Source organism: Flavonifractor sp. An112 (assembly GCF_002161085.1).
GTDB classification, from domain to species: Bacteria; Bacillota; Clostridia; order Oscillospirales; family Oscillospiraceae; genus Flavonifractor; species Flavonifractor avicola.
The window spans coordinates 31463-44849 of the sequence record NZ_NFLU01000001.1; the positions used below are offsets into that span (position 1 = coordinate 31463).

The 13387-nt window shown below is 49.8% G+C and carries 18 protein-coding genes and 1 pseudogene; 6 read left to right on the top strand and 13 right to left on the bottom strand.

Features of this window, described 5'->3' with window-relative positions:
* Positions 1-78: 78 nt before the first annotated feature.
* A complete protein-coding gene (gene tnpA / locus B5E56_RS00190; protein ID WP_206404945.1) occupies positions 79-555 on the bottom strand; it encodes an IS200/IS605 family transposase in 477 nt (158 codons plus the stop codon).
* A gap of 243 nt (positions 556-798) precedes the next feature.
* Between tnpA and B5E56_RS15045 the strand changes: the two are divergent.
* Positions 799-915: pseudogene (locus tag B5E56_RS15045) on the top strand (chloramphenicol acetyltransferase); the annotation flags it as partial.
* Between the two features lie 59 nt (positions 916-974).
* A complete protein-coding gene (locus B5E56_RS00200; RefSeq protein ID WP_087387602.1) occupies positions 975-1733 on the top strand; it encodes a MerR family transcriptional regulator in 759 nt (252 codons plus the stop codon).
* A gap of 81 nt (positions 1734-1814) precedes the next feature.
* On the opposite strand, the gene B5E56_RS00205 is transcribed toward B5E56_RS00200, so the two are convergent.
* From B5E56_RS00205 to B5E56_RS00235, 7 genes are all read right to left on the bottom strand, one after another.
* Positions 1815-2213 carry a hypothetical protein gene (locus B5E56_RS00205; protein WP_158098620.1) on the bottom strand — a complete coding sequence of 133 codons (399 nt, stop codon included), beginning with the start codon at positions 2211-2213 and terminating at the stop codon, positions 1815-1817.
* A gap of 182 nt (positions 2214-2395) precedes the next feature.
* Positions 2396-2908, bottom strand: coding sequence for a helix-turn-helix domain-containing protein (locus tag B5E56_RS00210; protein ID WP_087387606.1), 513 nt, complete (start codon positions 2906-2908; stop codon positions 2396-2398).
* A 72-nt stretch (positions 2909-2980) separates the two neighbouring features.
* Complete coding sequence (locus tag B5E56_RS00215; RefSeq protein ID WP_087387609.1) at positions 2981-3376, bottom strand: SRPBCC family protein; 396 nt, start codon at positions 3374-3376, stop codon at positions 2981-2983.
* A 4-nt stretch (positions 3377-3380) separates the two neighbouring features.
* A complete protein-coding gene (locus B5E56_RS00220; RefSeq protein WP_087387612.1) occupies positions 3381-3938 on the bottom strand; it encodes a DUF3795 domain-containing protein in 558 nt (185 codons plus the stop codon).
* Positions 3935-4570 (bottom strand): GyrI-like domain-containing protein, encoded by a 636-nt coding sequence (locus tag B5E56_RS00225; RefSeq protein ID WP_087387616.1) that lies wholly within the window; start codon positions 4568-4570, stop codon positions 3935-3937. Before B5E56_RS00225 ends, B5E56_RS00220 begins: the two co-directional genes overlap by 4 nt.
* Before the next feature lie 2 nt (positions 4571-4572).
* A complete protein-coding gene (locus B5E56_RS00230; protein WP_087387619.1) occupies positions 4573-4893 on the bottom strand; it encodes a TfoX/Sxy family protein in 321 nt (106 codons plus the stop codon).
* The gene (locus B5E56_RS00235) at positions 4880-5806 is read right to left on the bottom strand and encodes a helix-turn-helix transcriptional regulator (protein ID WP_087387622.1); all 927 of its coding nucleotides are present in this window, start codon (positions 5804-5806) and stop codon (positions 4880-4882) included. Before B5E56_RS00235 ends, B5E56_RS00230 begins: the two co-directional genes overlap by 14 nt.
* 144 nt (positions 5807-5950) lie before the next feature.
* Here B5E56_RS00235 and B5E56_RS00240 point away from each other — a divergent pair, with 144 nt between their 5' ends.
* Complete coding sequence (locus tag B5E56_RS00240) at positions 5951-6394, top strand: GNAT family N-acetyltransferase (RefSeq protein WP_087387625.1); 444 nt, start codon at positions 5951-5953, stop codon at positions 6392-6394.
* Between the two features lie 50 nt (positions 6395-6444).
* Here the strand turns inward: B5E56_RS00240 and B5E56_RS00245 are convergent, their stop codons facing one another.
* The 5 genes from B5E56_RS00245 to B5E56_RS00265 form a co-directional block, all read right to left on the bottom strand.
* Positions 6445-6921, bottom strand: coding sequence for a flavodoxin (locus tag B5E56_RS00245; protein ID WP_087387628.1), 477 nt, complete (start codon positions 6919-6921; stop codon positions 6445-6447).
* 142 nt (positions 6922-7063) lie between these two features.
* Complete coding sequence (locus tag B5E56_RS00250) at positions 7064-7282, bottom strand: aspartate dehydrogenase (RefSeq protein ID WP_087265818.1); 219 nt, start codon at positions 7280-7282, stop codon at positions 7064-7066.
* Between the two features lie 14 nt (positions 7283-7296).
* Complete coding sequence (locus B5E56_RS00255) at positions 7297-8025, bottom strand: alpha/beta fold hydrolase (protein ID WP_087387631.1); 729 nt, start codon at positions 8023-8025, stop codon at positions 7297-7299.
* A 156-nt stretch (positions 8026-8181) separates the two neighbouring features.
* Positions 8182-8640 carry an SGNH/GDSL hydrolase family protein gene (locus tag B5E56_RS00260; RefSeq protein ID WP_343214212.1) on the bottom strand — a complete coding sequence of 153 codons (459 nt, stop codon included), beginning with the start codon at positions 8638-8640 and terminating at the stop codon, positions 8182-8184.
* A gap of 777 nt (positions 8641-9417) precedes the next feature.
* A complete protein-coding gene (locus B5E56_RS00265; protein WP_087387634.1) occupies positions 9418-10125 on the bottom strand; it encodes a hypothetical protein in 708 nt (235 codons plus the stop codon).
* 320 nt (positions 10126-10445) lie between these two features.
* On the opposite strand from B5E56_RS00265, the gene B5E56_RS00270 reads away from it, so the two are divergent.
* The 3 genes from B5E56_RS00270 to B5E56_RS00280 are packed head-to-tail and all read left to right on the top strand — an operon-like array spanning position 10446 to position 13384.
* A complete protein-coding gene (locus B5E56_RS00270) occupies positions 10446-10655 on the top strand; it encodes a helix-turn-helix domain-containing protein (RefSeq protein ID WP_087387637.1) in 210 nt (69 codons plus the stop codon).
* Between the two features lie 30 nt (positions 10656-10685).
* Positions 10686-12449: a phosphoadenosine phosphosulfate reductase family protein gene (locus B5E56_RS00275; RefSeq protein WP_242958694.1), complete on the top strand. Its 1764-nt coding sequence runs from the start codon at positions 10686-10688 to the stop codon at positions 12447-12449.
* The gene (locus B5E56_RS00280) at positions 12446-13384 is read left to right on the top strand and encodes a DUF4007 family protein (protein WP_087387643.1); all 939 of its coding nucleotides are present in this window, start codon (positions 12446-12448) and stop codon (positions 13382-13384) included. Before B5E56_RS00275 ends, B5E56_RS00280 begins: the two co-directional genes overlap by 4 nt.
* Positions 13385-13387: the final 3 nt, after the last annotated feature.

Consider the following 13387-nt stretch of genomic DNA (forward strand, 5'->3'; position numbering starts at 1 on the left):
GGACGAAGCCCCTTAAGGGGCCCCGAAAGGTTTGCCGACTGCATTTCTTTCTCGGGCTTACCCCTTAAGGGGTTCTTTTTACGCCTTCTTGTTCTCGCGACCCGTAAACGGGTCAACAAACTCTTTCAGCCCTATCTGGTCTGCGATTTGATCTGATGCCAGTTGGTTTCGGATATACTCTGCTATCTGCTTTTTATTCCGCCCCACTGTATCCACATAATATCCTCTGGCCCAAAAGTGCCGATTTCCATACTTATATTTCAGATTTGCATGCCGATCAAATATCATCAGACTACTTTTTCCTTTCAAGTACCCCATAATCTGTGATACACTGTACTTGGGTGGGATACTTATCAGCATGTGTATATGGTCTGGGCACGCTCTGGCTTCTATGATTTCTACACCTTTTTGCTGACACAGTTTTCTCAATATCACTCCTATATCCTGTTTTATCTGTCCATATATCTCCATCCTTCGATATTTGGGAGCAAATACGATGTGATATTGACATCTCCAACTTGTATGCTCTAAACTACTTATGTCTTTGTCTTTCACGATGAAGACCTCCCTGTTATCGTAGTTGTGTGGTCGGCAAACCACTTCTACCTTATCAGGGAGTTTTTTCTTTTTCTACTCTTCTCCTCGCTTTAAGCTATTTTTTACCCCCGGCTTAGCCGGGGGTTGTCTTTGGTACCACCAAAACGCCTATTTTGGCAAGAAGCCAAAATAGCCCCAGATTCTCTCTAAAAAAGATTGGAAGCGCTATGATTATCCGTATGGATTTAGGGTAAATATCGAAAAAAGTGGCTGCGTACCATTCTGCCAGTGTCCTTCCAGTTCCACCACACCCAGATGGATGGAATTCCGGCGGCAGAATTTTTAGAGCGCCTGCAACAGGAGATCCATCAAGTCTAACATTTCCCCTTGACTCTGACGCTCCGTCAACTGATACAGTATCCCCAGGAGGGATGTTTATGGAGTATTCCATTCAGGAACTGTCACACCTGTCCGGGGTAACCACCCGCACTCTGCGCTGGTACGACCAGATCGGGCTGCTGAAGCCCAGCCGGGTAGCGGAGAGCGGCTACCGCTATTACGGCAAGGCAGAGGTAGACCGGCTGCAGGACATTCTCTATTACCGGGCCCTCGGGGTGGAGCTGGCCCGGATCAAGAAATGTCTGGACGATCCCTCCTTTGACCGTCTGGCCGCCCTGCGAAACCATCTTGCCGCTTTGGAGGCAGAGCAGGAAAGGCTGGGGAAACTGATCCGGTCGGTAAAAGAGACCATCGGAGCGGAAGAAAGGAAGGAATTTATGAGCGACGAGCAGAAATTTGAGGCGTTCAAGAGGCGCACGGTAGCCCATAACGAGAAAGTTTACGGAGCCGAGATCCGGGCCAAGTACGGCGACAAAGAAGTAGACGAGGCCAACGCCGCGGTGATTAATTTGACCCAGGAGCAATATCAGGCATGGACCGGCCTGGGTCAAGAGATTCAAGAACGGCTGGAAGCGGCTGTCCAGGCTGACCTCTCCCCGGAAAGCGAGGAGGGAAAAGAAATCTGCACCCTCCACCGCCGGTGGCTTACCATCACTGGGAACCGGTACGACCCGGCCAGGCACCGTGGGATTGCGGAGCTATATGTGATGGATGAGCGGTTTACCGCCTACTATGATAAGCGCATTCCCGGCTGCGTCCGTTTTTTGCGGGACGCCGTCGTCCACTGGGCGAAATAAGGCTCTTCCGGTGAGCAACTAACCAAAGCAAAATCCTCCTATGCTGTGTGGTTCTTCTGACAAAACACAGCATAGGAGGATTTATATTTGCTTTTGAACAAAGGAACTGTTTGTCTGCTGCACGCCCTTCCACAGCATCCGCACAGTGATGGCCACGATCACCACATAGATCACGGCACTGGAGGCGGCGGACACCGGAAGCATGGCGTTTTTATCTGTCGCCGTCCGGTTCACCATGATCAATGTATTTTGCATCGTCAGAATGGCCACCAGCGCATCAATAAAATTGACTGTCCGCAGCTCCGCAACCAGAATATTACCTGCTGACCTGCGCCTCTGCCGGCCAATGTGAATAGAAGCCATGGTGATCTTCCAGGTTGTGTAGGCTGCCATGGCAATCGCCGGAATCAGTCCGATGGATACAGGCTTGTCCAGCACCGCCATCATGGAAATAGGCAGAATGAGCGACAGATCCAGCACCAGCAGCAGTATGGAACTGATCAGAAAGGTCCGACGACGACAGCCACTTCGTTCCGCCGCAAGCCGTGTCCGATTTCTCCGCTCTGTCAGAAGGACAATACCCCGAATCGCCATAAGCAGGAGATAAAATATGCCGATACAAGGCCAAAAGCGAACGACACAATTGAGATTTCGTGCTGATTTCAGCCAGCCTTTTTCCGCGTCAGAAACACGCCCACCGGTGCCACAATCAAGGCGAAGGGCGCCAGACGGACAAAGACCCATTCAAAGGCGTGAATGGCCACGCCCATGACGGCAGTCTCCGGGGCACTGTAATCCCATCCCAGGTAAAAACTGTTCCCCACAAACAAGATCGCGGCAATGATCACAATGCCGGTACATAATGTGATGAGCAGCCAATGGAGGATTGCTCTTCGCATCACCTTTCTCCGCGCAAGCTGCAAATTAATGATCTCCAGCTTTTCGGAAAGCGCTTTGACCTCATCCACCTCCGCCTCCATCACCGTCTCTCCAAGCAACGTGCTCACAGGTGTCTCGAGGGCTTCCGACAGGGAAATCAACAGATCAGAATCCGGGACGGACAGTCCCTGCTCCCACTTGGAGATGGTCTGCCGCACCACATTCAGCTTCATGGCAAGTTCTTGTTGGGAAAGTCCTCTGGATTTCCGGATTGCCTTTATGTTTTCGTTTAACATATGGGCTCACTCCTTTCGTTCACATTGTAGAGAGAATGGCCCATTGCTGCAAGCAACGCAGATTAACATGGTCTATTTCAGCAATTCCTTCCGCAAATCGTCCAGATACCGCTTCTGCTGCCGCTTCAGATAGCCGGGAACAAAGGGGCCCATCCACCAGCGTTTGGCGCGAACTGTCTCGGTACAAGTCAACCAGGTTCCGCCCTCTGCCGCCTGGAAGACCCCCTCCCAAGCGCCGGACATATTTCCGTTCTCCATGGTAAAAGCCAAAAAATGGAATGGCTCACAGGACGTGACGGTAAATTCTGTTGCATAGCCACTTTGGGTGTGCTCCACAAAGTGGGTTTCGTCCAGGACTTCCACCCGGGCCAAATCACTGCGCCAGGCGGTATGGGTAAGATCGGTCACTGTGTTCCACACCTGCTCCACAGGGCATGGGAAATGAACCTTTAACCTGGAAGTCGCCATAGGATCACCCCTTCCTCGGTTTCTTGTTCAGTTTCAGACTGATGCTCCGGCGGTCAGCCGCCTCCTGAAGCAATTCCACAGCAACGCGGGCCCATTCCTTGATCTCCTGCTGCCACAGTTCCGGTCGGCTGTCCAGCGAAGTCATCACAGATTGCAAATCCTCCAAAGGCAGGAGATACACCGCCGTGTTGAAAAGGGTCTTACGGCGTCCATCGTTGTAATGGGCCAGAAGTTCATCCAGAATCGTCCGTTTTTTCTCCAACTGAACAAGGTAAGCTTCCAGACCCAGCGCCTGGACCTGAGCAATATCCTGCTGCCGGTTCCGGTGCGGGACAAAGGAATCCCCATCGTCGAAGCCCTCATAGTGGGGGCAGGGATACTCCGGGCACTCCCAACAGAACGGAACGCCGCCGTGCTCCAGGGAACAGCGGGCTTTCGCGCAGCTCTGGTTCCCCGCTCCCCCGCCGCAGCCTGGACAGTAGCCGCCCAGGTGCATGGAGCACAGAGCACAGTTGAGTCCGCACAGGGAGGCACGGGTTTCTGTACGAGTAAAACCTTTCATGGTACCCTCCTGATTGGATGCCGGATGACGGTTTTCAACCGCTCTGGTTTGCACCGCCGCACATCGCTTAAATAGATCTCATGATGGAACCGTCCTTCCTCAAAGTGCTCCTCGTAGCCCTGAGCCTTGGCGTATTCCTCCATGGCGGCCACGGTGGCAGGCTCTTCGTCATAGGGGCCGATGTGCATACACTGGACGCACAGGCCCTCCTCCCAGGAGAAAAACTCCACCGGGGAGAAGTCTTGCTGCTTCTTTTCTGCGGCCTCCCGGATGGCCCAGTCAAACACCTCTTTCGTTACAAACTCCGGCAGGCGGATGAGGGAGATCCATTGGAAGTCTTTCTTATGGCTATAATCCATCCCGTGGATGCCCTCCTGCCACCACAGGCCCTCCAGGGGCGGCACCACATAGTCAAAGTAACCCTCCAGCTTGTGCTTGCCCAGCTTACTCATTTTGATGGCGAAGGCTACGGCGTAGAGCATCCCCAGGGCCTGCTTGTAGGCTCCATTCTCCTCGTTGGGATCACCATGGCCCCACACTGCCAGAAAGTTCATGGCGGGCACGGTAACGATGCCCGGCGTCCTGGGCGGCAGATAAAATTCCTTGTATTCTTTCTTATAATCAAAGGCCATGGTCATTTCCTCCGTTTTTTAGGCTGGGCCTGGAGGGCCAGACAGGTGAGGCGGGTGAGGGCAGTCATGGTGTCCCGGTCGTCCACATCCTCCACCCAGATGTAGTCCCTGGCTCCCTCGTAGGGCGGGGCCTTGGGCAGGTTGGGAAAGGCCGCTTCGCCCTGAGGGGTGATCTTGACAAAAAGCTGGTCGTCGCAGATGACGGCAAAAAACACATCATCGCAATAGAGGCCGTATTCACCGAACATCTTCCGGCTGCGGATAGTCCCCGCCTCCCGCAGCTGTTCGGCCACATAGTCCACAAAATCCTTATGAGAGGCCATGCGAATCCCCCTTTCGGTAACGGCGGGCCAGTGTTTCGGTCAGTTTCCTCAACTGTTCCCGTAATTCTTCCGGTTCCAGTAGTTCCGCCTTGTCTCCGAAGGTCAAAATCCAGCTCAGGACGCTGTCCGCATCGGGGAAACCGCCGGTAAAGCACAGTTTGCCGTCCGGCTCTACGGTAAAGCGGTCCGCACCGTACTCCTCCACCAGCCGCCAGCGGCAGGTGGGATCAAAGAGAACGGTGACTTGATATTTTACCGGAAAGACCCGCTCTGGCTCCAAGTCAGGCAGCGGCGCAGAACGAGGGGCAAACGGCTCTCCGGTGGTGAACTCCGTCATGCGGTTGAGCTTAAAGAGGCGGAAATCCTTCCGCATCCGGCACCAGCCCCACACATACCAGGTGGACCAGTGAAACACCAGATAATAGGGCTCTACGGTGCGCACCGATTCTCCTTTGGGGGAGTAATAGATAAAGTGGATGGTGCGGTGCTGCTCGATGGCTCCCTGAATGAGCTCAATCTTGGGCGGCAGGCTGGTTTTGTACCAGGAGGAGAGGTCAATGAGCATATGGGCACCGCCGGGTACCAGTCCGCCCGTTCCCGCGGACAGCTTTTCCATCAGCTGGGCATAGCGCCGGGTGCCGCTGACACTGTCCAGGCTCCGCAGTCCTGCCAGGATTGCCTGCATCTCCGGATCGGTGAGCACAGTGCGGTCCACCCGGTAGCCCTCCATAATGGAAATGCCTCCCCCCGCACCCTGGACAGTGGAAATGGGAATTCCCGCCCGGCACAAGGACTCGATGTCCCGCTGAATGGTCCGGCGGGATACCTCAAACTGCTCCGCCAGCTCCGGAGCGGTGACCTTTTCCCGCTGGAGCAGGATGGACAGGATGCCGATGAGCCGCTCCATTTTCATACAGGACTCCCCTTCCCTCTTTTCCTGCATTATATCATAGGAACGCGACAACTGTCTGTCATGTTTCTCAGCGCATTGCAGCGGTACACATAGTTGTGGTATCATAAGTCCAATCAAGACTGCCAGGCAAAGGTGGACCATCCCATGGAAATCAGAAAAGTGGAAACGGACAAAAAGAGATACCTGGATTTACTGCTGCTGGCAGACGAGCAGGAGGACATGATTGACCGCTATCTGGAGCGTGGGACCATGTATGTGCTGGAAGACGGCGGGGTCAAGGCTGAATGCGTGGTGGCCGACGAGGGGGATGGGGTTCTGGAACTGAAAAACATTGCCGTAAAACCGGACTGTCAGGGCAGGGGGTATGGGAAGGCCATAGTGGACTTCCTCATCCGAACCTACACAGGACAGTATACGGTGCTGCAGGTGGGTACTGGGGACAGCCCCTCCACCGTTCCGTTTTACGAATCCTGCGGCTTTTACAGGCATCACCTGGTCAAGAACTTTTTCACCGACTATTACGACCACCCTATCTATGAGTGCGGTGTTCAGTTGGTGGATATGGTGTACCTTCAAAGAGAGCTATAAAAAGTGGAGTGTCCATTGGGACACTCCACTTTTTCAACATTTGGGATGTATTACAGCTTCAGCCCGTCCACCCAGGTCTTCAGCTCCGCCTCGTTCAGGCGGCCATTGAGCATCCGGCCATCCATAATCTTGGCGCCGGGGGCGCTGACCTGAAGCCCAGCCGCCGACTTGCCCAAACCACTGCCGCCAGAGGTGGCGAAGAGAACAATGGTTTTTCCGGTGAAATCATAGGCCTCCAGGAAGGTGTTGAGAATGGTGGGAGCCACATACCACCACACGGGGAAGCCCAGGAAGATCACATCGTGTTCTGCCACCGGGGCGTTGGTGTCGGCCAGAGCAGGGCGCGAACGGGTGTCCTTCATCTCCACGCTGGAGCGGGAACCTTTGTCCATCCAGTTCAGATCGGCGCTGGTGTAGGGCACAGCAGGTTTGATCTCATAGAGTTCCCCTCCCACAGCGTTTGCCAGAGCCTTTGCCGCTTTGGCGGTAGTGCCGGTAGCGGAAAAATAAGCAACCAATGCGTTCATACGAACAACCTCCTTACGCATCTTCTGCCCTCATTGTAAATCCGACACGCAGGAATGTAAAATGCTCATTTTCTATTTACCGCTATTCCGACAAGGCATTTCTGCTTTTCTGCCGGGAAGCTCCCTGTATTTCCGCTCAAAATCAATAGTGCGTAGAGATCTCACCCGCACCGATACCATAGAGGCGGCAAAATTCCTCCAGGTCGCCGGAGGTGCGGATCAGCATGACCTCGGTAAATTTCCCGGTGTGGATGTCCTGAAATCCTGCTACCTTTTCCCCAGTACAGATGCTGGAGCGGATCACCGGCTTCTGGTTTTCCTGGTCATAGGTACGCTTCTCCTGCTTTTTCTTGAAAAACATCCGGTGCCCCCTCCTCAATTCTGAGCATCAGCCGGCCACAGAAACGCTTTTATGGCAGCTACCGTCTGAGCCTGCTGCTCCTGGGCGGAAATAGTGGCCGGGGGATCGCCTTTCTGGGGTCCGTAGTTGCCGAACTGAGCGTGGTTGCCCCCTTCGATCTCCACAATGTTCTCCGTGTAGTCGATATGGTCCTCCACACTCTGGTTGAGGGAGCCGTAGATGGTGAGCGTCTTTTCATCCGGATAATCACCGTAGATATAGGCACCCATCAGGATAAGCCCTTCTACCTGGTCGGGATGGTCCGAGGCATACTTGGACGCCATGGCGCCGCCCATAGAGTGGCCGGCCATATACCAGTGCTGGACCTCAGGAAACTGGGCAATCACCACTTCTGCCGCATTGGCATCAAATATTGCCATATTAAAAGGCATATGTACCAAAATACAAGTAACCCCGGTCTGTCGGATCTGATCCAGCAGAGGCAGGTAAGCCTCTGCCTCCACTTTGGCGCCGGGATAGAAAATGATGGCGGTGTCCGTGGGATAAGTCGGGGATAAGATCGTCAGATTGTCCTGTACCGTGATGCCGCTGTCCTGGGACATCACCTCCAGGGCAGTTTCGTCCGCTGGATAATAGTCGGACACATACCAGAAAAATAGCCCCGTCAGAATGGCCAGGATCAGAAGAACGATTCCTCCAGCGATGAGCCATTTTTTATGTCGGGGCATTCGCTTTGTTTGCATGGATGAATCACCTCATTGCTCATTCCGGGGCAGATGCGCCCGGATGGTGTAGCGACGTCGCCCAGTTGTGGACTGATCACCTGCTGGGGGCATTCGTTGATACAGCGCAGGCACTGGTACCGGGAGCAAAACGGCCCCAGATCGAGAAAATTCGTTTCATCTGAGTACCTCCAAAAGGTTCGCTGCAAAGGCTCTGTGGCCCTGCTCTGTAAAATGGACTCCATCATAAGCAAGGGAAATATTCCATTCCCCGGCATCGGCAAAGCGGATACCAAGCTGCTGGGCAAGTCTGCGGCAACACCCTGCAAAAGTGCGGGAATGGTCAATCAGCTGCTGACTGGGCACCCACTGCCCCGGAGCCATGGGCGGCGGTACGATCAACAAAATTTGATTCGGTTTCAGCGACAGTTGGGAGAGGACGTGCTTCAGTTTGCCGGCAGCCTGCTCAGGACTGCATCCTTGGAGCAGATCGTTGGTACCCAGCATGAAAATCAGCAGGTCGGTGTCCGCTGGAAGGTCAGGCGCTGACCTGGGAATCTCCCGACCATTCTCTCCCATGTTGCAGACTTCCCAACCGGTTTCTGAGGCCAGGATATCCACCCACCGGCTGTCCACATCATACCGCCCGCCAACCAAGAGCGTGGATCATAGCCATAGGTGTTAGAATCGCCAAAACAGACAATCTTCATCCAAGTTCTCCTCTTTGCATATTACTGAGCGCTTGTAAATGTACACCATAAATGATAGTACGTTATGTTTCCTCGGTCAAATTGATATTCAAGCTTCTCTAAGCAACATGGCATAGCCTCCGTTCCGCATCCCTGTCGATCAGCTGTTTTACCGGGGCAAAGCAGCCTTTGGTACCAGCCAGCCGAGGGAAGTACAAAACATTATGATTTTAATATAGTAAATCTAACATATGACAAAAGCAATAGGTGAAAAAAATCCCACCTGCTGAAATCCATAGATCTCAGCAGGTGGGATTTCCATGATACAATGCGTCCCAATCTGAGCGCTAAACAAAGAAAACTGGTCCGAGTGGGGCGACTCGAACGCCCGGTCTCTTGAACCCAAACGGTTGAACTAAATTTTTTGTAGTTATTTCTAATTGGTTTTAACCCTTTCCGCTACATTTCACTCACTCTTTGACGCTCTTAATTCCACTGTTTCCGAGTGCTCCGGCGCTGTCTGTGGTCAAACATGTGGTCAAAGAGCCCTTCTTGACCAAGCGCGGCATAGCTGCCGTAGCCTGTTCAGAAGGGCTCTTTTTCATGTTCAGGTTTGGGGTATTGTACCTCTGCAGAGGCCGAGAAGCAAGAGGTTTTTTCGAGTCAGGCGTATCAAATTTTAACACGCCTATACAAAGAATACGGCCTGGAGGAATCGCCCCAGTTATTCCTCGTCTGTCTCCAACTCGATCTCGTCATGGGGGAATGGATTGCAGGCCAGAAGATCCAATAGCTTCTGTCGAAGGTCCCTTTCACCCATCTGAGAGCAGGACAGGAGAATGTCTTCCTGAGGGCTGCCCACATAGGCACTTTGAAAAAGTTGTCGAGCCAGACGATCATCTGTCTTAAGGTGATCCAGCAGCCTGGGGCGAATGTATCCGGACAGGCAGAGATCATACAGTTCGTTTCCCAGTAGAAAATATGCTGCCTCTGGATCCTGAAGATGACTCTCTGCTGTGTCCAGCAAGAGTTTCATCATCTGAATCGCGGTTTCTGGATCGTGCTCACAAGTCTCCACCAAAAGATCCATGGCATCCATCTCGGACAGTTCCTCTGTTGACCAATGCCTAACCGCCTCCGGAAAGGCGGCAATGAGCAAATCCCGGCATGCCCACTCATTTTCGGAAAAATCCCATCGGCGCACCATATCCTCCAGCTCAGTCCGGGAAAAACTCCGTAGAGCCTCCTCGGCGGAGGTATCTGTCACCGTAACAGTGACCTGGATAGTAGGTGAGGCTGCCTGTATCAACTTGGCTTTCTCCGAGGGATGGAGCGAGGAGATGCTGCCAAAATCGCCGCACCAGCCGCACTCCCACCGGCTGCCCTGGATCATCACAGGACTGCCGCAGTACGGGCATCGAATGTTTGCCATCCATCACCCCCCCTTCCTGCCGCTATTATAACGAGAAATATCTAATCAGGCAAGTTTTATGTTTACACATTACTCATAGATGAGACTTTGCTTTGTAATATGCGGAAGTGGCTGAACAGTAAAGGTAAATATTTCAAATCAAAGATGCATTTTTAAAATGCTTTCCCACTATCTTATGAGCAAAAAAACGACACAAGCATTTGAAATTCGAGATGAAGAACCTATAAATCGTTGAAATTCTACAGTACATGTGCTATGCTATGTAAGTATAGTTATATTCATTTGCAAGAGTGTTCGTTTGATCTAAGGGGGACGGCTTTGTGGAAATTAGTTACAAAAAACTCTGGAAATTACTTGTGGATAACCAAATGAAAAAGAGTGATTTGTATAAAGCTGCAGATATAAGTGGATATACCGCCACAAAACTTAATAAAAATGAACCGGTTCCTTTGGAGGCGTTGATGAGAATTTGTAAGGTATTCCATTGTGATATTGGCGAAATAATGGAATTGATTTGGGAAAATGAATAGTACTTCAACGCATCGACACGAGGAATACATATGATTAAATATTTTTGTAAAGAGTGTCAAAAAGAATACTCTCCGGATGATCTACAAGGTAGAGACAGCAACTGCCCATATTGTGGGAAAAGAGCTGAAATGCACAGTGAATTATTTTGGTGCCCCACTTGTAATGTCCCTATATACGATTGTGTTTGCCCCAACTGTGGTACACATGGAAATACTTTTACCTCTGATGCAAGACCCGTATTTCCGGAAGAAAGACTGCTACTTGGTGTGCTTCTTAAGAAACCGCTGGCGTATATGACGGAATCAGTTTGGAATGGAACCGGAAATCGTTACTATGTTAATGGAAAGAGACTTCCGTTTTCGCTTACGTCTATAAAAAAAGTGGATCCAGAAGCCGTGAAAGCAGAGATGGATAAGTATGACCCGAAAGATTACTATGGGGTCTTTAATGAAGAAATGTCTCGGTGGGTTTTGGCAAACGAAGGTCGGTATCATCACATTAACGATGAAGCACGAGAATACATACAGCACAAAGCTGCAAGATATGAGAATGATGATACTTGCGCAATGTTTGTTTCTTTTTCTGGTGGCAAGGACTCTACGGTTGTAAGTGATCTAGTGAGAAAGGCACTGTCGAAACCAGATATTATTCACATATTCGGAAATACCACATTAGAGTTTCCTGAAACATACAAATATATTGAGCGTTTCAAAAAAGACAATCGAAAAACTCCTATGCTTCGCGCCGAAAATAAAGAGCAAGACTTCTTTAATCTCTGCGAAACATTTGGGCCGCCCAGTAGATCATTGAGATGGTGTTGTACTATTTTCAAAACAGGTTTTATCGGAGAAAAAATTAAGCGCACTTTTGGGGACAAGAAAACAGTTTTAACTTTTTATGGTATTCGTAGAAGTGAATCAACCAGTCGAAATTCCTATGAAAGGTCTTCGGAAGGAAGAAAAATCAGCAAACAATTGGTGGCCTCTCCGATTATCGACTGGATTGATTATGATATTTGGCTTTATTTACTGACAACAGGGATTGATTTCAACTACGCATATCGTCTGGGTTATACGAGGGTTGGATGTTGGCTGTGTCCCAACAATACATACTGGGCGCAGTTTTTATCTGCAATATATATTCCTGAATTATCTAAACGTTTCAATGAGATTCTGCTGAATTTTGCAAAGAAAATGGGCAAACAAGATCCTGAAGAATATGTCAGGGACGGAGGCTGGAAAGCACGTCAAGGTGGTGCTGGTATGGAATTGAGCCAAAATGTTGCTATAGATTTCAAGCCTTGCGCCACAGATGCAAAGACATTTAACTATGTGCTCAACAAGCCTATTACTCCGGAGATGTATGAGTTCTTTAAGCCGTTTGGAATCCTCAACTTTGATATGGGAAAGGCGCGCTTAGGGGAGGTTTATATTTTAGATAGCAAAACGAATCAACCAATTATGAAATTACAGGGTCGCGTTGGGAATAAAGAATTACGAATTTCGATCCTCAACACACCAATTGCAGCTAGAACCAAAACGGTTGAAATTGAGTTAAAATTTAAGTGTCAAATCACAAAGTATCAGTTGTGTGCTGGTTGCCATGCGTGTGAAAATGCTTGCAAGCATAATGCAATCAAACTCATAAAATCTGGACCATCAGATACCGATTATCGTTACGAAATCGATGAGTCAAAATGCGTACATTGTTTTGAATGTATCAACCATTATACTGGTGGCTGCTATATGCGCAGAGTTCTACTGCCCAGAGGGAAAGGATATTCTGAAAAATGAATGAGAAATTGAAAAAAGTCAAACTAAAAGGTAATGAGTCATTTAATTTCCGGGAAGGCTGGCTGCGCAAAGGTATGCGGTGTGTTGCAGAAAACGAGAACCTTTTCTCTCAAGATGATGTCATGGAGCGGTTAGGTGTAGGTAGTAAAATGGTGAAATCCATCCGATTTTGGCTTCAGGCAACACATCTTACCGAAGAACGATACACCAATTCTGGAAGAAGTCGCTCTCAATTTATTACAGAAGACTTCGGAGTCATTATCGCAAAATATGATCCATATTTTGATGACCTATTTACATTGTTTCTCATACATTACCACATTGTTTCAAATGCATCATTGTGTATTGCGTGGAATATTTTCTTCAACGAGTACGACGGTCAGGACTTTACCAAAGAGGACATGATTAATGCTTGTAAGGTGTTCCTAGATAAAAAAATGGATGAAGGATGTACCTATTCCGAAAGTTCCTTTATTGACGACTGTTCAAGCATCATAAAAATGTACATGAACTCTCGGGCTGGAGAACAGATTTCTAAAAACAGCATTGTTGATACACATCCTGAGGAAAGTCTTGACTGCCCTTTGGTCGAATTGGGTTTGATCCAAAAAAGCACAAAAACTAAAGGAGCATTCGTTAAGTCTATGCCTACACATGGCGCTTTGGATAAACTTGCAGTGTTATATGTGATCGCTCAAAATATCAGCAAAGAAAAAAACTCAGTTAGCATTGATGATCTGTTAAATGCTCCCAACAATATTGGCAGAGTTTTTAACTTATCCAGAGTTGCTATTAATGAGTATTTGGATCAGTTGCGGATTGCTGGTTATCTCACTATCAACCGAACTGCAGGATTGGACATGGTGTATGTTGAGACCATGATGAAACCTGAAGACATTATAACGGAGTATTATAAGAAGGCACAGGTGCGATAAACT

Excerpts from the sequence above, each read along its gene's own strand:
- B5E56_RS00275 (WP_242958694.1), top strand. The coding sequence starts at position 10,686 with ATGATTAAATATTTTTGTAAAGAGTGTCAAAAAGAATACTCTCCGGAT.
- B5E56_RS00265 (WP_087387634.1), bottom strand. The coding sequence starts at position 10,125 with ATGGCAAACATTCGATGCCCGTACTGCGGCAGTCCTGTGATGATCCAG.
- B5E56_RS00230 (WP_087387619.1), bottom strand. The coding sequence starts at position 4,893 with ATGGCCTCTCATAAGGATTTTGTGGACTATGTGGCCGAACAGCTGCGG.
- B5E56_RS00240 (WP_087387625.1), top strand. The coding sequence starts at position 5,951 with ATGGAAATCAGAAAAGTGGAAACGGACAAAAAGAGATACCTGGATTTA.
- B5E56_RS00250 (WP_087265818.1), bottom strand. The coding sequence starts at position 7,282 with ATGTTTTTCAAGAAAAAGCAGGAGAAGCGTACCTATGACCAGGAAAAC.
- B5E56_RS00200 (WP_087387602.1), top strand. The coding sequence starts at position 975 with ATGGAGTATTCCATTCAGGAACTGTCACACCTGTCCGGGGTAACCACC.
- B5E56_RS00255 (WP_087387631.1), bottom strand. The coding sequence starts at position 8,025 with ATGCAAACAAAGCGAATGCCCCGACATAAAAAATGGCTCATCGCTGGA.
- B5E56_RS00220 (WP_087387612.1), bottom strand. The coding sequence starts at position 3,938 with ATGAAAGGTTTTACTCGTACAGAAACCCGTGCCTCCCTGTGCGGACTC.
- B5E56_RS00235 (WP_087387622.1), bottom strand. The coding sequence starts at position 5,806 with ATGAAAATGGAGCGGCTCATCGGCATCCTGTCCATCCTGCTCCAGCGG.
- B5E56_RS00280 (WP_087387643.1), top strand. The coding sequence starts at position 12,446 with ATGAATGAGAAATTGAAAAAAGTCAAACTAAAAGGTAATGAGTCATTT.
- B5E56_RS00210 (WP_087387606.1), bottom strand. The coding sequence starts at position 2,908 with ATGTTAAACGAAAACATAAAGGCAATCCGGAAATCCAGAGGACTTTCC.
- B5E56_RS00225 (WP_087387616.1), bottom strand. The coding sequence starts at position 4,570 with ATGGCCTTTGATTATAAGAAAGAATACAAGGAATTTTATCTGCCGCCC.
- B5E56_RS00215 (WP_087387609.1), bottom strand. The coding sequence starts at position 3,376 with ATGGCGACTTCCAGGTTAAAGGTTCATTTCCCATGCCCTGTGGAGCAG.
- B5E56_RS00245 (WP_087387628.1), bottom strand. The coding sequence starts at position 6,921 with ATGAACGCATTGGTTGCTTATTTTTCCGCTACCGGCACTACCGCCAAA.